Source organism: Sinorhizobium sp. BJ1, from assembly GCF_002531555.1.
Lineage (GTDB): Bacteria > Pseudomonadota > Alphaproteobacteria > Rhizobiales > Rhizobiaceae > Sinorhizobium > Sinorhizobium fredii_B.
Genome location: NZ_NWTH01000001.1, coordinates 160,533 through 177,665, shown reverse-complemented (window position 1 = coordinate 177,665; position 17,133 = coordinate 160,533). Strand labels below are relative to the sequence as shown.

18 protein-coding genes are annotated in these 17,133 nt (G+C 64.6%); 14 read left to right on the top strand and 4 right to left on the bottom strand.

Annotation, left to right across the window (positions count from 1 at the left end):
• Positions 1-22 precede the first annotated feature (22 nt).
• The 4 genes from CO676_RS00915 to CO676_RS00900 all read left to right on the top strand — a co-directional run bounded on the left by CO676_RS00915 (position 23) and on the right by CO676_RS00900 (position 5,391).
• A complete protein-coding gene (locus CO676_RS00915; protein WP_097519352.1) occupies positions 23-1,765 on the top strand; it encodes a di-heme oxidoredictase family protein in 1,743 nt (580 codons plus the stop codon).
• On the top strand, positions 1,765-2,883 hold the full coding sequence (locus tag CO676_RS00910) for an imelysin family protein (RefSeq protein ID WP_097519351.1): 1,119 nt from the start codon (positions 1,765-1,767) through the stop codon (positions 2,881-2,883). Before CO676_RS00915 ends, CO676_RS00910 begins: the two co-directional genes overlap by 1 nt.
• Positions 2,884-3,097: 214 nt before the next feature.
• A complete protein-coding gene (locus CO676_RS00905; RefSeq protein ID WP_097519350.1) occupies positions 3,098-4,087 on the top strand; it encodes a magnesium transporter CorA family protein in 990 nt (329 codons plus the stop codon).
• Between the two features lie 215 nt (positions 4,088-4,302).
• A complete protein-coding gene (locus tag CO676_RS00900; protein ID WP_097519349.1) occupies positions 4,303-5,391 on the top strand; it encodes a DUF1513 domain-containing protein in 1,089 nt (362 codons plus the stop codon).
• On the opposite strand, the gene CO676_RS00895 is transcribed toward CO676_RS00900, so the two are convergent.
• The gene (locus CO676_RS00895) at positions 5,388-5,939 is read right to left on the bottom strand and encodes a GNAT family N-acetyltransferase (protein WP_097519348.1); all 552 of its coding nucleotides are present in this window, start codon (positions 5,937-5,939) and stop codon (positions 5,388-5,390) included. The genes CO676_RS00900 and CO676_RS00895 overlap by 4 nt on opposite strands.
• Before the next feature lie 224 nt (positions 5,940-6,163).
• On the opposite strand from CO676_RS00895, the gene CO676_RS00890 reads away from it, so the two are divergent.
• The 4 genes from CO676_RS00890 (at position 6,164) to CO676_RS00875 (ending at position 10,123) form a co-directional block, all read left to right on the top strand.
• Positions 6,164-6,550 carry a PaaI family thioesterase gene (locus CO676_RS00890; protein ID WP_223843474.1) on the top strand — a complete coding sequence of 129 codons (387 nt, stop codon included), beginning with the start codon at positions 6,164-6,166 and terminating at the stop codon, positions 6,548-6,550.
• Positions 6,547-7,185 carry a 5'-methylthioadenosine/S-adenosylhomocysteine nucleosidase gene (locus tag CO676_RS00885; protein WP_097519346.1) on the top strand — a complete coding sequence of 213 codons (639 nt, stop codon included), beginning with the start codon at positions 6,547-6,549 and terminating at the stop codon, positions 7,183-7,185. The genes CO676_RS00890 and CO676_RS00885 overlap by 4 nt, the downstream gene beginning before the upstream one ends.
• Before the next feature lie 106 nt (positions 7,186-7,291).
• Entirely contained in the window at positions 7,292-8,854 is a 1,563-nt protein-coding gene (gene guaA / locus CO676_RS00880; protein WP_097519345.1) for a glutamine-hydrolyzing GMP synthase, read from the top strand.
• A 207-nt stretch (positions 8,855-9,061) separates the two neighbouring features.
• On the top strand, positions 9,062-10,123 hold the full coding sequence (locus CO676_RS00875; RefSeq protein ID WP_097519344.1) for a succinylglutamate desuccinylase/aspartoacylase family protein: 1,062 nt from the start codon (positions 9,062-9,064) through the stop codon (positions 10,121-10,123).
• A 35-nt stretch (positions 10,124-10,158) separates the two neighbouring features.
• Here CO676_RS00875 and CO676_RS00870 read toward each other — a convergent pair whose 3' ends face one another.
• Positions 10,159-10,623: an Lrp/AsnC family transcriptional regulator gene (locus CO676_RS00870; protein ID WP_097519343.1), complete on the bottom strand. Its 465-nt coding sequence runs from the start codon at positions 10,621-10,623 to the stop codon at positions 10,159-10,161.
• 211 nt (positions 10,624-10,834) lie between these two features.
• Between CO676_RS00870 and tatA the strand changes: the two genes are divergently transcribed.
• The 4 genes from tatA to ybaK all read left to right on the top strand — a co-directional run bounded on the left by tatA (position 10,835) and on the right by ybaK (position 13,565).
• Positions 10,835-12,004, top strand: coding sequence for a tyrosine aminotransferase (gene tatA, locus CO676_RS00865; RefSeq protein WP_097519529.1), 1,170 nt, complete (start codon positions 10,835-10,837; stop codon positions 12,002-12,004).
• A 14-nt stretch (positions 12,005-12,018) separates the two neighbouring features.
• The gene (locus tag CO676_RS00860) at positions 12,019-12,657 is read left to right on the top strand and encodes a YitT family protein (RefSeq protein WP_014766754.1); all 639 of its coding nucleotides are present in this window, start codon (positions 12,019-12,021) and stop codon (positions 12,655-12,657) included.
• Between the two features lie 78 nt (positions 12,658-12,735).
• The gene (locus CO676_RS00855) at positions 12,736-13,086 is read left to right on the top strand and encodes an ArsC family reductase (RefSeq protein ID WP_041414857.1); all 351 of its coding nucleotides are present in this window, start codon (positions 12,736-12,738) and stop codon (positions 13,084-13,086) included.
• A gap of 5 nt (positions 13,087-13,091) precedes the next feature.
• The gene (gene ybaK / locus CO676_RS00850; RefSeq protein ID WP_097519342.1) at positions 13,092-13,565 is read left to right on the top strand and encodes a Cys-tRNA(Pro) deacylase; all 474 of its coding nucleotides are present in this window, start codon (positions 13,092-13,094) and stop codon (positions 13,563-13,565) included.
• 5 nt (positions 13,566-13,570) lie between these two features.
• Here the strand turns inward: ybaK and CO676_RS00845 are convergent, their stop codons facing one another.
• Positions 13,571-14,026, bottom strand: a complete 456-nt coding sequence (locus CO676_RS00845; protein ID WP_179875380.1) for a MarR family transcriptional regulator — start codon at positions 14,024-14,026, stop codon at positions 13,571-13,573.
• An 85-nt stretch (positions 14,027-14,111) separates the two neighbouring features.
• Between CO676_RS00845 and CO676_RS00840 the strand changes: the two genes are divergently transcribed.
• On the top strand, positions 14,112-14,798 hold the full coding sequence (locus tag CO676_RS00840) for a glutathione S-transferase family protein (protein ID WP_097519341.1): 687 nt from the start codon (positions 14,112-14,114) through the stop codon (positions 14,796-14,798).
• An 84-nt stretch (positions 14,799-14,882) separates the two neighbouring features.
• A complete protein-coding gene (locus CO676_RS00835; protein WP_097519340.1) occupies positions 14,883-16,139 on the top strand; it encodes an aminopeptidase in 1,257 nt (418 codons plus the stop codon).
• Between the two features lie 57 nt (positions 16,140-16,196).
• Here the strand turns inward: CO676_RS00835 and CO676_RS00830 are convergent, their stop codons facing one another.
• Positions 16,197-17,072, bottom strand: coding sequence for an EamA family transporter (locus CO676_RS00830; RefSeq protein WP_097519527.1), 876 nt, complete (start codon positions 17,070-17,072; stop codon positions 16,197-16,199).
• Between the last annotated feature and the right edge of the window lie 61 nt (positions 17,073-17,133).

Sequence of the window (17,133 nt, the reverse complement as noted above, 5' to 3'; positions counted from 1 at the left end):
AGCACGGCCCGGCCCTCGCACGATGAAAGTCCTGACCGCCCGCTTCCTTGCGCTGCCGATTGCCGCGCTCATCGGCCTTGCCGCCACGGCGTTGGCGATGTCGGGCGACATCGGACTCGGTGGTGGTGCCAGCACCCCCCTCTGCCCTGCCGGGCATCTCCCCCACAAGGGGGGAGATTCGATAGAAGCAAAGCCCTGCCCGACAATCAGCTCGCAAACGCCGAATTCAAGGATACGCGCGCGGCCCAGTTCGTTGAGCGGGACCTCGCCGCTTGCCGATCTCCCTCCTTGTGGGGGAGGTGCCCGGCAGGGCAGAGGGGGGTGCCTGGCTGCACGCGACGATCTCTCCGAACTGGACCTACAGCGCGTCGAGACTGTCACCGGGGCGGCGACCGACTTCTCCAAGGCCGAACAGTTCGAGGCGATGTCCGGGGGCGCGACGACGACGATCGCGCCGATCAACGAGAGGGTCTTCTCGCAATTCTCGGCCAACCTGCCTTTTGAGGACGAGCAGAATTTCAAGCTCGGCAAGGCACTGTTCGAAAAGCTTTGGGTCTCCGCCCCCTCCTCGACGCAGGCTTCAGATGGGCTCGGTCCGCTCTACAACGCCCGCGCCTGCGAGAGCTGCCATCCGCGCGACGGCCGCGGCCGTCCGCCGGCGGGAGCGGACGCGACATCGACGATCTTCCGTCTCGCCCGTCCGGCGCGCGACGAAGCCGAACGCCGCATGATCGCCGCCCACCAGGTGGCGAATTTGCCGGATCCCGTCTATGGCGCGCAGCTGCAGGATAGCGCCGTGCCCGGACTTGCCGCCGAGGGCCGCCTCGAGGTCACTTATCAGGATGAGTCGGTGCCGCTTTACGGAGGCGAAACGGTCTATCTTCGCAAGCCGCACTATGGCGTCACCGACCTTGGCTATGGCCCGATGGACCCGACGACCATTCTGTCGCCGCGGGTCGCCCCGCCGATGATCGGACTCGGCCTCATCGAGATGATCCACGAGTCCGACATCCTCGCGAAGGCCGACCCGAACGACCGGGACGGAGACGGCATCAGCGGACGGGCAGCGCTCGTGCGGGATCGAGATCGTGGCGCGCTCGCCCTCGGCCGCTTCGGCTGGAAGGCCCAGAACCCGACGATTCGCCAACAGGCCGCAGACGCCTTCGCCGCCGATATCGGCATTTCCACCCCTGCCTTCGACAACGGTCATGGCGATTGCACCGAGGCACAGGGCGCTTGTCGCAGGCTCCCGACCGGGGTGCAGGCGCGGCTCGGGCCGGTCGAGGCGCCCGACCCGGTGCTCGGCCTCGTCACCTTTTATTCCGCCAATCTCGCCGTTCCGGCGCGCCGCAAGGCAAGCTTTCCGGAAACGTTGAACGGCAAGCAGCTGTTCTACGAAGCGGGCTGTCCGGCCTGCCACGTGCCGAAATACGTGACCCGGCGCGATGCGCCGCACAAGGAGCTGGCGTTCCAGTTGATCTGGCCCTACTCCGACTTCCTGCTGCACGACATGGGGGAGGGACTGGCCGACGGCCAAGACGTCGGTGTCGCCAGCGGACGCGAATGGCGCACGCCGCCGCTCTGGGGGTTGGGCTTAACGAAGACCGTCAGCGGTCACACGTTCCTGCTTCACGATGGACGTGCCCGCAATTTCACCGAGGCCATCCTCTGGCACGGCGGCGAAGCGGAAAAAGCCCGCAATGCCTTCGCCGCGATGTCGAGGGACGATCGAAACGCCCTGCTTTCCTTTCTGGAGTCGCTCTGATGCGCCTTACCCTGACCCTCGGCTTGCTGCTTCTTGCAGTCGTCGCGCCTGCGGCGGCGCAGGAGGGCGCTACCCTCTCGCCGCGCGTCCTCGACGAGGCTGCCCTGCCGGGCGTGATGGCGAAGGCGGTGGATGATTTCATCGTTCCCGGCTATCGCGACCTGTCGCAGGCAACGGCCGACCTTGCCGAACATAGCGCCGTCCTCTGCGATAAACCGTCCGCCGCGGCCCTCGAAGAGACGCGATCGTCCTTCTCGGAGGTCGTGCGCAACTGGTCGACGATCGAGATCGTCCGCCTTGGACCGGCCCTCGAACAGAACCGCTTCGAGCGCTTCCTCTTCTATCCCGACCGCAGGGGCACCGGCCTGAAGCAGGTGCAAGCCATCCTCACAAAGCGCGACGAGAGCGCGACGCAGGCGGAGAGCCTGAAGACGAAGAGCGTCGCCGTGCAGGGCCTCGGCGCGCTTGAATATGTTCTTTACGGCACCGGAGCAGAGACGCTCAGCGGGGACGATAGCCGCTTTCGCTGCCGCTACGGAATGGCGATCGCGCAGAACCTGACGGCGATTGCCGGCGAGCTTCTTGCCGCCTGGGAGAAGCCCGACGGCATCCAGTCTGCCTGGAAGACGCCGGGCCTTGACAATCCGCTCTTCCGCGACAACAAGGAAGCGGCGACAGAACTGCTCGGGGTTCTCGTGCACAGCGTCGAGATGATCAAAGACCAGCGGCTGCGCCCCTTCTACAGCGGGGCGGTCAACGGCAAGCTTGACAAGGGTCGCCCGAAGCTCGCCATCTACTGGCGATCGGGCAATACGATGGCGGCGATTGCCGCGAACCTCCGCGGGCTGCAGACGCTCTTCAACAGCGCGGGCATGGAGAGCCTGCTTCCGGGCGACAGCCGCTCGATCGCCGGTTCGGTGAATTTCCTTCTCAAGGCCTTGATCAGCATGACCGAGCGCGTCGAGGGCCCGATCGATGCGGTGCTTGCCGATGAGAAACAGCGCTCCAGGCTCGACTTCATCGCCCTCAACACCGCCGACCTCCTCGACCGGCTGAACCGCGACTTCGGCGGCGCGATCGGGCTCGGGGCCGGGTTTTCCTTCGCGGACGGCGATTGACACGCGAACGTGAAAAGCCTGCAGCGGCCTATCGTTGACAAGCGGCGGATTTCGGAGCAAAGCGCATTCATGTCCGCTCCGCGGGCATGCTTCACCCACGAAGGATCAACCCAAGATGAACCCCGACAGTCGAAGTCGAGCCTTCATTGCGGCCATGCGGACCTGATCGATCAGGGCTCCAAGCGGTCGGATGACCTCGCCTATGGAGCCCAAAATGCTGCGTATCTACAAAAGCCAGGACGGCCATCTCGTGCTCGTCGATCGTGCCGCCGGTCTCGCCATCCAGGAGCCGGTGACCTGGTTCGACCTTTTCAACCCCTCCGCCGATGAGACGCGGTTTGTCGAGGACCATCTCGGCATCGCCATCCCGACCCGCGACGAGATGCAGGAGATCGAGCTTTCAGACCGCCTCTACCAGGAGGACGGCGCGGAGTTCATGACCATGACCGCGACCGCGAAGCTCGACAGTGACTATCCGGTGAAGGTGCCGGTGACCTTCGTCCTGAAGGGCGCGACGCTGGTCACGGTGCGCCACGCCGACCCGAAACCGTTTCAGATCTACGCAACCCGCATCCAGAAGCCGAACGGCGCCGTCTGCGAAACGGGCGAGCTGGTCATGCTGGGTCTGCTCGAGGCGATGATCGACCGGATTGCTGACGCCCTGGAGCGTTCCGGCAACGAGGTCGACGGGATCTCGCGCGAGGTGTTCCGCAAGTCGCATGCGAGCGCCACCAAGAAGACCCGCGACCTGCAGTCGCTGATCGAGCAGATCGGCCAGAAGGGCGACCTTCTGACGACTATCCGGGAAAGCCTGGTCAGCATCGGCAGGCTCGTCGCCTACCACGTCGCCCTTGAAAGGAGCACGGCGCGCAAGGCCGCCAAGGAGAGCCGGCAGCGGATCAAGCTGATTCAGCGCGACGCCGCCTCGCTCGGCGACCACGCGCTGTTCCTGTCGAACAAGATCAACTTCCTGCTCGACGCGACGCTCGGCCTGATCAATCTCGAGCAGAACCAGATCATCAAGATCTTCTCGGTCGCAGCCGTCGTGTTCCTGCCCCCGACGCTCGTCGCTTCGATCTACGGCATGAACTTCGATGTCATACCGGAGCTCCACTGGCGGCTCGGCTATCCCTATGCGCTGGTTGCGATGGCGATTTCCGCGCTGCTGCCGTATCTCTATTTCAAACGCCGGGGCTGGCTGTAGGATATAGAGCCGTGAGAAATCACCCCTCCCCAATCCCTCCCCACAAGGGGGATGGGCTTGCCCTCCGCGGCACGCTCGACGCCATCTCCGACATCCGCGCCTGCGGAACCGGTGAGGCTGAACGGACGCGTCGCGGCATTGCAAGTCCCTCCCCCTTGTGGGGAGGGGTCTTGCCCAAAGGACGGTCTGCGCCCATGCCCATCGCGGAAAATCGCATGAGCGCCAGGAACCTCATCGATCGACGCAGCTTCGTCAAGATGGCGGGTGCCGCCTGGATGGCGACGCTCGCCCCCGGCCGCGCCTTCGCACTCGAACGGACCGACGCCGTCTTCGCCTCGGCCTTCATGGCGCCGGACGGCAGCCATGGCGTCGCGACGCTGACGGAAGAAGGCGAGATCGTCGAGCGCACGCTGCTGCCGGCGCGGGCGCACGGCATGGCCTACTCGCCGTTGACCCGCCGCACTGTTGCCTTTGCGCGCCGGCCGGGGACCTATGCGATGGTCCTTTCGACCGACGCTACTGCCGAGCCGGTCGTGATCACCGCCGCCGAAGGTCGCCACTTCTTCGGGCACGGCTGCTTCTCGGCCGACGGCAGGCTGCTCTACGCCACGGAGAACGACTTTTCCGCCAATCGCGGCATTATCGGCATCTATGACGGGACACGCGGCTTTGCCCACATCGGCGAATTCCCGACCTATGGCATCGGCCCGCACGACATGACGCTTAGCGCCGACGGCCGGACGCTGGCGATCGCCAATGGCGGCATCGAGACCCATCCGGATTTCGGCCGCACCAAACTCAATCTCGATCACATGGAACCGAGCCTCGCCCTCGTCGACGCGGCGACCGGAGCGCTCATCGAGAAACATAGCCTGCAGCCGGACCTCAAGCAGCTTTCCACCCGGCACGTCGACATCGGCGCCGATGGGAGGATCTGGTTCGCCTGCCAGTACGAGGGCGCGCGCCACGACCGGCCGCCGCTTGTCGGGCATTTCGCCAAGGGGGAGACGCTGACATTTGTGCCTCTGCCCGACCGCATAACGGCCGCACTCGCCAACTACGTCGGCGCCATCGCCGTCAACCGCCGCGAGGGGCTCGTCGGCCTGACTTCTCCGAAAGGCAATGTCGCCGTCACGCTCGATGCGAAGACGGGCGCGGTCGTCAAGGAGGAACGGGTAGCGGAAGCGGCGGGCGTTGCCGCCGCGAAGCCCGGTCTCGCCGTCTCTTCCTATGACGGGCTGTTTATGGAACGCCGAAGCCCGGTCGCCTGGGACCAGCACATCGTCCGGCTCGACAAGGATTAGGTGATATTTCCCCGGCCGGAAAGCGTTGCGAGATCATCCCAGCGATAGGCGATCTGCTCCAGGCTCTCGCGGCCGACACTGACGCGCCCCTGTCCCACCGCCCGCGCCCCGAGCCGCTCATAGAACGCCCGGTTTGGATTGCCCGCCAGCACCCAGGCGAAAAGCGACGAGGCCTGCATTTCCCGGCAATGGTGAGCGACCGTGCGCACCAGTGCCGAACCGACGCCGGCGCCGTGAAACTCCGGCAGAAGATACAGCTCGTAAAGTTCCCGATCGAAGGCCGGCGGCATCGCCCTCGCCCGGCCGTAATTGGCGAAGCCGATCACCCGCTCTTCCGACAGGTCGACGGCGACCAGAAGGAAGGCGCCTGGAATGCGCATCCGCCGCGCATGCCCGATCGCCTGGTCTTCGACCTTCATCGCATCGAGATAGGCATCGGAAATGATGCCGCGAAAGGTGGCGCGCCAGGTCGTGACCAGGACCGAGGCGATCATCATCAGGTCATCCGGTACGGCCTGGCGGATCTCGATGCGTCTGAAGTTTCTCATCGAGAATGATATATGGATGCGGCCCGTCTGCCGAAAGTCCGGCTGACTGGATTCGCGGCTTGTGGCGCGCCGATGATTGCGCTTGTCCTCTCTCGCGACGCATGCAACTGTCGGCGGCGGGGCATTCAGGTCTGTTTTGGCAAGGGGCTTTTACATTGAGAGACGACAGCGAGCCGCACGATTTTCGTGCCCGCATCCGGGAGAGCTTCGGCCGCCAGGCCGCCATGCGCACGATCGGCGCAGAACTCACCCGTGTCGAGCAAGGCACGGTGGAGATCGAACTGCCGTTCGATCCCAAGCTGACGCAGCAGCATGGCCTCCTGCATGCCGGCGTGATTTCGGCGGCGCTCGATGCCGCCGGGACTTATGCCGCCTATTCGCTCATCGACCCCGACGCATCGCTGCTGACGATCGAGTTCAAGGTGAACCTTCTGTCGCCTGGTCGCGGCGAGCGGTTCCTTTTCCGCGGCGAGGTGACGAAGCCCGGCACGACGATCATCGTTTCGGACGGCAAAGCCTATGCGGTGAGGTCCGACGGGCCGGCGAAGCTGATCGCCTCGATGACCGGAACGATGATGGTGGTGCGCGGCCGCGAAGGGATCGAGGGATGAGTTACGAGTTGAAGCCGGTCGCCGGCAGGAAGGTCCTCTACGTGATGGCCGTCGATCCGGAATACGGCCCCTGCCTGCGTAAGCGGATCGCGCCGCTGATGACCGGCGTCGGCCCGGTCGAGGCGGCCGTCGGCCTGACCAAGGCGCTTTGCGAGCTCAAGGCCTCAGGTGGGCTGCCGGATCTCGTCGTCTCGCTCGGCTCGGCGGGCTCAGCCAGCCTCGAACAGACGGAAATCTACCAGGCGATCTCGATCGGCTATCGCGACATGGATGCCTCGCCGCTCGGCTTCGAGAAGGGCGCAACACCCTTCCTCGACCTGCCCGCCATCGTCGACCTGCCGCTGCGCATTCCGGGCGTGAAGGAGGCGCGGCTTTCGACCGGCGCCAATATCGTCTCCGGTCAGGCTTATGACAGGATCGACGCCGACATGGTCGAGATGGAGACCTATGCCATCCTGCGCGCTTGCCAGGTCTTCGGCGTGCCGCTCGTCGGGCTTCGCGGCATTTCGGACGGCAAGGCGGACCTGAAGCATGTCGACGACTGGACGGAATATCTGCACGTCATCGACGAAAAGCTGGCAGACGCGGTGGATCGGCTCGAGGAAGCGCTCTTGAGCGACGAAATCCGGGTCTGACGGTCCGGCAGCAGATCCTAAATTGTCGGGGTGCAATGTTATCGTTGCACCGGCGGCGGGCTTTGATTAAAGGCTCGCCATGATCAAGCTTGTTTGAAGGCCCGTCATGACCCAGACAGCCCATCCCGACACCGTCCTCATCGTCGATTTCGGCAGCCAGGTAACGCAGCTCATCGCCCGGCGCGTGCGCGAGGCCGGCGTCTACTGCGAAATCGTGCCGTTCCAGTCGGCCGACGAGGGGTTCAAGCGCCTGAACCCAAAGGCGGTGATCCTGTCCGGCAGCCCGGCCTCGACCCTCGACATCGGCTCGCCGCGCGCACCGTCGGTGATCTTCGAAAGCGGCCTGCCGGTCTTCGGCATCTGCTACGGCCAGCAGACCATGTGCGCGCAGCTCGGCGGCACGGTCGAAAGCGGCCATCACCGCGAATTCGGCCGCGCCTTCCTGGAGGTCGAGAAGGACTGCGCCCTCTTCGACGGGGTCTGGTCGCTCGGCTCCCGCCATCAGGTCTGGATGTCGCACGGCGATCGGGTGACCGCGCTGCCGGAGGGCTTCGAGGTGGTCGCGACCTCTTCCAACGCCCCCTTTGCCTTCATCGCCGACGAGAAGCGCAAGTATTACGCCGTGCAGTTCCATCCGGAAGTGGTGCATACGCCGGACGGCGCCAAGCTCATCTCCAACTTCGTTCACAATATCGCCGGCATCAGCGGCGATTGGACGATGTCGGCCTACCGTGCCAGGGCGGTCGAAGCGATCCGCGAGCAGGTCGGCGACAAGAAGGTGATCTGCGCGCTTTCGGGCGGCGTCGATTCTTCCGTTGCCGCGCTCCTCATCCATGAGGCTGTCGGCGATCAGCTCACCTGCATCCTCGTCGATCATGGCCTGATGCGCAAAGACGAGGCGGCAAGCGTCGTCGCCATGTTCCAAGAGCACTACAACCTCCACCTCCTCCACATCGATGCGTCCGACCGCTTCATCGGCGAGCTCGAGGGCGTCAGCGACCCGGAGACCAAGCGCAAGATCATCGGCCGCCTCTTCATCGAGGTCTTTGAGGAAGAGGCGAAGAAGCTCGGCGGCGCCGATTTCCTCGCGCAGGGCACGCTCTATCCGGACGTGATCGAAAGCGTTTCGTTCACCGGCGGCCCGTCGGTGACGATCAAGTCGCACCACAATGTCGGCGGCCTGCCGGAGCGCATGAACATGCAGCTCGTCGAGCCGCTGCGCGAACTCTTCAAGGACGAGGTGCGCGTGCTCGGCCGCGAGCTCGGCCTGCCCGACAGCTTCATCGGCCGCCACCCCTTCCCCGGCCCCGGCCTGGCGATCCGCTGCCCTGGCGGCATCAGCCGCGAGAAGCTCGAGATCCTGCGCGAGGCGGATGCGATCTATCTCGACGAGATCCGCAAGGCGGGCCTCTACGACGCCATCTGGCAGGCCTTCGCCGTGCTTCTGCCGGTGCAGACGGTCGGCGTCATGGGCGACGGGCGCACCTACGAGTTCGTCTGCGCACTGCGCGCCGTCACCTCGGTCGACGGCATGACCGCCGACTTCTACCACTACGACATGGAATTCCTGGGCCGCGCGGCAACCCGCATCATCAACGAGGTGCGCGGCATCAACCGCGTCGTCTACGACGTCACCTCGAAGCCGCCGGGCACGATCGAGTGGGAGTGAGGGCGGCGGCTTCTTAGCAATCGTCATTGCGAAGGTGTTCGCCGCGACGGCGACAGATTATGAGCGGGGCGCCGGAATGCTTCGCTCCGCGCTTACCTGTCGAGCGCCCAAGGGGCGTGACCCAGGCGTGGCGCTTGCTTGCCGTTTGGCTGTCGCCGTACTATCCGTCCGCAAGAAAAACCCACCGCATCCACCAGGACGATAGACGTGGAAATTTCCGACATCATCATCGCCGGCGACACGCCGGGTCTGGAATGGCGGTTGCCGGTGTTCCGGTTCAAGGGAACGAAGCCGGAGGCGCCGGCGACTTATCTTCAGGCGGCGCTGCACGCCAACGAACTGCCGGGCACGGCGCTGCTGCATTTCCTTATGGAGAAGCTGCGGCAGGCCGAGAGCGAAGGCGGCATCCTCGGCGACATTACCGTCGTTCCACAGGCGAACCCGATCGGCGCGGCGCAGTCGCAATTCGGCGAGTTGCAGGGTCGGTTCGATCTCGGCACCCGCACCAATTTCAACCGCGATTTTCCCTTGATTGTGCTTGGCGAGCGTGGCGGTCTCATCGATGATCTCGACCGGCATTCGGCGGTCGACCGACTGAAGCGACATCTCCTCTCCATGGCCCTCGGCGCCGAACTGGTGCTCGATCTCCATTGCGACGACGAGGGGCTGCAGTATGCCTATACCGACGAGGCCTTCTGGCCGGAGGCTTCGGATCTCGCCGCCGCACTCGACATGCAAGCGGTGTTCCTCTCCGACGGCGAAAGCTCCGCCTTCGAAGAGGCCGTTGCCCATGCCTGGAAGCACGCGAGCGCCGGGGAGAGGAATACTTCCCTGCCGGGGCGGCTCTCGGTCACGGTCGAGCTTCGCGGCACCCGCGACGTCTCTCCGGAACTGGCGCGCAAGGATGCCGAGGGACTCTACCGTTTCCTCGCCGGGCGCGGCGTCGTCGTGGCGGAAAGCCAATTCTTTCCGGCCTTCGGCGGCATCGTCGCGCCGCTCGACAATATCGAGATGATCCGCACGCCGGAAGCAGGCGCGATCCTGTTCCACCGCGACGTCGGCGAGCGCATCAAGGCAGGCGACCTGCTGGCGACGATCCTCGTGAAGCCCGGCATGACGGATGGCGCGATGGAGGTCCGGGCGCCGCAGGACGGTCTGATCGTCACCCGCGTCTCGACCCGCTTCGGGCGCCGGCGCGCCGATCTCATGAAGATCGCCTGCGCCGAGCCGTCGCGCGCGAGCCGCAAGCCGGGCACGCTGGAGGCGTAGGGTATCAATGGCGGCACGCGACGGGCTTTCCGCGACTATGGCGCGGCCTGTATTTTCGAGCTGTCGAGCAGAATGGTCGAGCGCAATGTCTTGATTTCGGCGATCTGCTCGAACTCGCTCCAGAGCAGGCGCTTGTAATCCGCGACATCGCGCACCGCGATCTTCAGCAGGAAGTCGAAATCGCCGGCGACCGTGTGGCATTCGACCACCTCCGGCATGCGCGACACCAGCTCGATGAACCGTTGCCCGACCTTGCTGGCGGTGCGTTCCAGCGTCACCTCCACAAAGGCCTGGAAGCCGATTCCCAGCACCTTCGGGTCGACGACGACCGTCTGGCGGATGACGCCGGCCGCGTAGAGTCGTGCCAGCCGCCGCGACAGCGGCGCCGGCGACAGCCCCACTTTGGCAGCAAGCTCGTTGTTGCTGCGCGACGCATCTTCGATCAGCAGCCTGATGATCCGCCGGTCGGTCGCATCCAGTTCCGTTCGTTCGATTTCCAAGCGACTCCCCAGGCTTCAGCAAAATTGATGCAGTTTCTGCCATTCTACCGCAAAAATGCGCATAGGCAGCAACAAAATCGGGCAATTATATCGTCGATTTTGCGGCAGGCTTGTTCTACAGAGGAAACCGGCAAGCCACTGGTGCAGCTTGCCTTTCGGCCGCCTCAAGACGACTATCGATCGATTTCTCAAACCCAAAGGGAATTCCAGCATGTTCGACGCCCTCGCCCGCCAACCCGACGATCCGTTGCTGGCCCTGATCGGCCTGTTCCGCAAGGACGAACGCCCCGGCAAGGTGGATCTCGGCGTCGGTGTCTATCGGGACGAAACCGGGCGCACGCCGATCTTCCGCGCCGTCAAGGCGGCGGAAAAGCGGCTTCTCGAAACCCAGGACACCAAGGCCTATGTCGGCCCCGAGGGAGACCTGGTGTTCCTCGATCACCTTTGGCGTCTCGTCGGCGGCGACACGGTCGAGCGCAGCCATGTGGCCGGCGTGCAGACCCCCGGCGGCTCCGGCGCGCTTCGCCTGGCGGCCGACCTCATTCACCGCATGGGCGGCCGGAGGATCTGGCTCGGCCTGCCGAGCTGGCCCAACCACGCGCCGATCTTCAAGGCGGCGGGGCTCGAGATCGCCACCTACGACTTCTTCGACATACCGTCGCAATCGGTCATCTTCGACAATGTCGTCAGCGCTCTCGAAGGTGCTGCGGCCGGCGATGCGGTGCTCCTGCATGCGAGCTGCCATAACCCGACCGGCGGCGTGTTGACCGGACCCCAATGGATGGAAATCGCGGCCCTCGTCGCCGAGCGCGGCCTGCTGCCGCTCGTCGATCTCGCCTATCAGGGTTTTGGCCGCGGCCTCGACCAGGACGTCGCTGGCCTCCGGCACCTGATCGGCGTCGTTCCAGAAGCGCTCGCGGCGGTTTCCTGCTCGAAATCCTTCGGCCTCTATCGCGAGCGCACCGGCGCGATCTTTGCCGTGACGACATCGCCGTCGTCTGCCGACACGGTGCGCTCGAACCTCGCCGGCCTTGCCCGCACCAGCTATTCCATGCCGCCGGACCACGGCGCGGCCGTAGTGCGTACGATCCTTTCCGATCCCGAGCTTGCCCGCGACTGGGCCGACGAACTGGAAGGCATGCGGCTGCGCATGACCGGCATCCGCCGGGCGCTCGCCGAAGGGCTGAGGTCCCGCTGGCAGAGCCTCGGGGCAGTCGCCGACCAGGAGGGCATGTTCTCGATGCTGCCGCTGACTGAGGCCGAGGTCATGCGGCTCAGGACCGAACACGGCCTCTACATGCCGGGCTCGGGCCGCATCAATATTGCCGGGCTGAAGACGGCGGAGGTCGCCGACGTCGTCCAGAAATTCACCAGCCTCTGATCGGATTCTCCAATATGAAGGTCGACGAAAAGACCAATGCCGGTGCCACGGCCCCCGCCGAGCGGCACCGGATCTACGAGGACGTGCTCGCGATCGTGACGGGCACGCTGATCATGGCGCTCGGCGTCGTCATCTATGGCAAGGCCATGCTCATCACCGGCAGCACCGCCGGCCTCGCTTTACTGCTGCAATATGCGACCGGTGCCGCCTTCTGGCTCGCCTTCTCGCTCGTCAACCTGCCCTTTTACATTCTGGCAGTGAAGCGCCTCGGCTGGCTCTTCGCGCTGCGCACCTTCGTTGCGGTCAGCCTCGTCTCACTCTTCTCCCGCCTGACCGCAGAATGGGTGGATTTTGCGCGACTCGATCCGCTCTATGCCGCTATCATCGGCGGCGCATTGATGGGGATGGGCCTGCTCATTCTCTTCCGTCACCGCACCGGGCTCGGCGGAATCAATATCCTGGCGATCTACCTGCAGGAGAGATGGGCAATCCGCGCCGGCTATTTCCAGCTCGGCGTCGATCTCGCAATCCTCGCGGCCGCCGTCTTCGTGCTGCCGCCGGCCAATCTGCTCCTGTCGGTCGTCGGCGCCATCGTCGTCAACATGACGCTTGCGATCAACCACAAGCCCGGCCGCTATGTCGGCGTGACCTGAGTTTGCCACGTTCCGGGCTTTTCTCCGGGACGGTGCACGGCTATGTGTGATGCCGATTTTGACGGAAGAGATTCGGCAATGACGGTCACGATCTACGGCATCAAGAACTGCGACACGATGAAGAAGGCGCGCGGCTGGCTCGACGGCCGCGGCACGACCTACCGGTTCCACGACTACAAATCCGAGGGCATCGACCGCGCAAGCCTCGAGCGCTGGTGCGCCGTGCTCGGCTGGGAGACGGTCCTCAACCGCCAGGGCATGACCTTCCGCAACCTGGCCGACGGCGAGAAGCAGAATCTGACCGCCGAAAAGGCGATCGCATTGATGCTCAAGCAGCCGTCGATGATCAAGCGGCCAGTCTTGGAGACCGAGGGCAAGCTGCTCGTCGGCTTCAAGCCCGGGCTCTACGAAGCCGAGTTCGGCGCCTAGCTCCCATGTCCAAGACGACCCGCGCCACGCAGACGCTGACAAAGGCCGGCATCTCCTTCACGCTGCACAGCTATGATTACGATCCGGGTGCCGAACGGGTCGGATTGCAGGCCGCGGAGGCGCTTGGCGAGAAACCATCCCGCGTGCTGAAGACGCTGATGGCGGAGGTGGACGGCAAGCCGGTCTGCTGCGTCGTGCCCTCCGACCGGGAAGTCAGCATGAAGAAGCTCGCCGCCGCCTTCGGCGGCAAGTCGGCGAGCATGATGAAACCGGCCGACGCCGAGCGGCTGACCGGCTATCACGTCGGCGGTATCAGCCCCTTCGGCCAAAAAAAGCTCGTGCCGACGGCGATCGATGAAAGCGCATTCGGCGAAGCGCTGGTCTTCATCAATGGCGGACAGCGCGGGCTGCAGGTGCGGCTTGACCCGAAGGATACGCAGGCCGTGCTCAAGGCGATTGCCGCTTCACTGATCGCCTGACCGCATCAGGACAGCCGAGAAAGCAGCGCGGTGAGCGCCTTTGCCTCCGGCTCGCTGAGCTTTGCGCCGACATGCCTCTCGATCGACCGCGAATAGGTTTCCCACATGCGGGCCCGCATCGCCCTCCCAGCCTCGGTGACGACGACCCAGCAGCCGCGGGCGTCCTCGCCATAGGCCTCGCGGCGCACCAAGCCTTCCCTTTCCAGCCGATCGATCAGTCGGGAGAGATTGTATTGGGCGAGCAGCGTCCGGGCCTCGACCTCGAACGGACGCAGCCTGCCGGCTTCGGTCCGCACCAATTCCCAGAGTACGTCGTACCAGCCGAGCGGCGGCAGCCCTGCCGTCTTGATGTCCTGTTCGATGGCCGCAAGCACACGCCGCTGCGCCCGCATGAGACCGATCCACGCCTCGGTGGTCGCCGAAGTCGGCACGGTTCGCTCTGATACGTTCTTTTCCTTCATAGATGCAATTACATCTATATTGACGGATTTAGCAAGGCATTATATATGCAATTACATCTACTTTCTCAAACAGCGGAGACCCCCGATGACCGCGCCTCTCACCCTGATCAGCCATCACCTCTGCCCCTACGTCCAACGGGCCGCCACTGCGCTTCACGAAAAAGGCATTCACTTCGAGCGTGTGTTTATCGACCTTGCGAACAAGCCGGACTGGTTCCTGAAGATTTCGCCACTCGGCAAGGTGCCGCTGCTGCGCATTCCGCAGGAAGAAGGCGAGGCGATCCTCTTCGAAAGCACGGTGATCTGCGAATATCTCGAAGAGACGCAAGGCGGCGCGAAACTCCACCCGGCCGATCCTCTGACCAGGGCCCGCCACCGCGGCTGGATAGAATTCGGCTCCTCCGCTCTTGCCGACCTCTGGGTCTACGAGACGACGCAGGACGGCGAGACGCTCGAAGCCAAGCGGAACACGCTGAAGACGAAGTTTTCGACCGTCGAGGCGGAACTCGGCGACGGTCCCTATTTTGCCGGAGCCGATTTCAGCCTTGTCGACGCCGTCTTCGCGCCGATCTTCCGCTATTTCGACGTATTCGACTCGATCGCGGAGCACGGCATCTTCGACGGCCTGCCGCGCGTCAGCGCCTGGCGCAAGGCTCTGGCAGCACGGCCGAGCGTCAAGGCGGCGGTCACCGACGACTACGCCGAGCGGCTGATGGCGTTCCTCAGGAAGCACGACGCAGCCTTACTCAAGACGGGAAAGATCGCCGCCTGATTTGGGGGATCGCAGAGCCTTCTGTTTTTGCGGGAAGCGGTTTAAAACCGCATGACACCCGCAGGAAGCAGAACAGGAGCTGCCATGAACGCCCCCCTCCAGTCGGCCAGAAATCCCGTCGATGCCGCCAAGCTCGATAAACTCGCCGAGGTCGCCGTCAAGGTCGGCTTGCAGCTGCAGCGCGGCCAGGACCTGGTGATGACCGCGCCGGTCGCCGCGCTGCCGCTCGTGCGTCTGATCACCCAGCATGCCTACAAAGCCGGCGCCGGACTGGTGACGACCTTCTATGCCGACGAGGAGGCGACGCTCGCCCGCTACGCTTATGCGCCGGACGAGAGTTTCGACCGCGCCAGTGACTGGCTCTACGAGGGCATGGCCAAGGCGTTTGCCGGCGGCGCGGCGCGGCTGGCGATCGCCGGCGACAACCCGATGCTGCTTTCGTCGCAGGATCCGCAGAAGATGGCACGCGCCAACAGGGCCAATTCGATCGCTTACAAGCCGGCGCTCGAAAAGATCTCCAATTTCGACATCAACTGGAACATCGTCTCCTATCCGAACCCATCCTGGGCGAGCCAAGTCTTTCCGGACGATCCGGAAGCGATCGCCGTCGAGAAGCTGGCAAACGCGATCTTCGCCGCTTCCCGCGTCGACGTCGACGACCCGATCGCCGCCTGGAACGAGCACAACGCCAATCTCCGCCGGCGGTCGGCCTGGCTGAACGAAGAGCGCTTCGCGGCGCTGCATTTCACCGGGCCGGGCACCGAACTGAGGGTCGGGCTCGCGGACGGCCACGAATGGCACGGCGGCGCCTCGACCGCCAAGAACGGCATCACCTGCAATCCGAACATTCCGACCGAGGAGGTCTTCACGACGCCGCATGCGCTGCGCGTCGAGGGGCATGTATCGAGCACCAAGCCGCTGTCGCACCAGGGTACGTTGATCGACAATATCCAGGTACGCTTCGAAGGCGGCCGCATCGTCGAGGCCAAGGCCTCGCGCGGCGAGGAAGTGCTGAAGAAAGTGCTCGACACCGACGAGGGCGCGCGCCGGCTCGGCGAAGTGGCGCTGGTGCCGCATTCCTCGCCGATCTCGGCCTCCGGCATCCTCTTCTACAACACGCTCTTCGACGAAAACGCCTCGTGCCACATCGCTCTCGGCCAGTGCTATTCGAAGTGCTTCCTCGACGGCGCCGGCCTCAGCGAGGAGCAGATCCGCGCCCAGGGCGGCAATTCGAGCCTCATCCATATCGACTGGATGATCGGCTCCGGTGAGGTCGACATCGATGGCGTGCGCGCCGACGGCAGCCGCGTGGCGGTCATGCGCCAGGGCGAATGGTCCTAAGCAATCAACGACATCTGCCGCGGCATGAACTGCGGCGGCAGCGCCCCTGCCAAGCGGCTAGGCGCGGACGGGCGCAGGGCGACGCGCCATCTGCGCCTGCTGGCTCATCCAGACGCTGGCAAAGACGACGACGATTCCCAGCGTTTGTATTCCCGCCATCTGTTGGCCGAGTACGCCCCAGCCGAGCAGGATTGCCACCACAGGGCTGAGGAAGCCGAGCGGCGAGACCTGCGACGGTTCCAGGCGTGAGAGACCGCGGAACCAGAGGAGATAGGTGAAGGCGGCGCCGATCAGGCCGAGATAGGCGAAACCCATCAGGTTCGATGCGGTGAGCGATGGCAGGGAGGGCTCGAAGAATAGAGCTACAGGAACGAGGAGAAGGCCGCCGGCCGCCAATTGCCAGGCGGTGAAGGTCAGCGGCGAGACAGGCGGCGCCCAATGCCGGCTGAGCACCGTACCGAAAGCCATGGAAACGGCGCCTGCGAGGCCCGCCGCGACGCCGAGAGGATCGAGTGCGGCCCCCGGGGTCAACACCAGCAGCGCGACCCCGGCCATGCCCGCCACGCCGGCAAGGATGCTCAGCACTCGGACCGGCGAACCAAGAACGAGCCGCGACAGCAGCACGACAATCAGCGGCTGGATGGCGCCGACCGTCGCGGCAACACCGCCCGGAAGGCGGTAGGCGGAGACGAACAGCATCGCCCAAAAGAAAGAAAAGTTGAGTGCGCCGAGCAGAAAGCTGCGCAGCCACCAGATGCCCGTCGGCAACTGCCGGACGACGAGCAGCAGTAGGAGGCCGGCCGGCAGGGCTCTCAGCATTGCCACGGTCAACGGGTAGCCGGCGGGCAGGAATTCGGTGGTAACCAGATAGGTACTACCCCAGATCGCCGGGGCTATGGCCGTAAGGGCAATGTCCAAGTTTTGTGTCCGCATTTTCTTCATCTCAAGAATCTTGATATCAAGATAACCGTAAATGGAAACTATCTTGACGTCA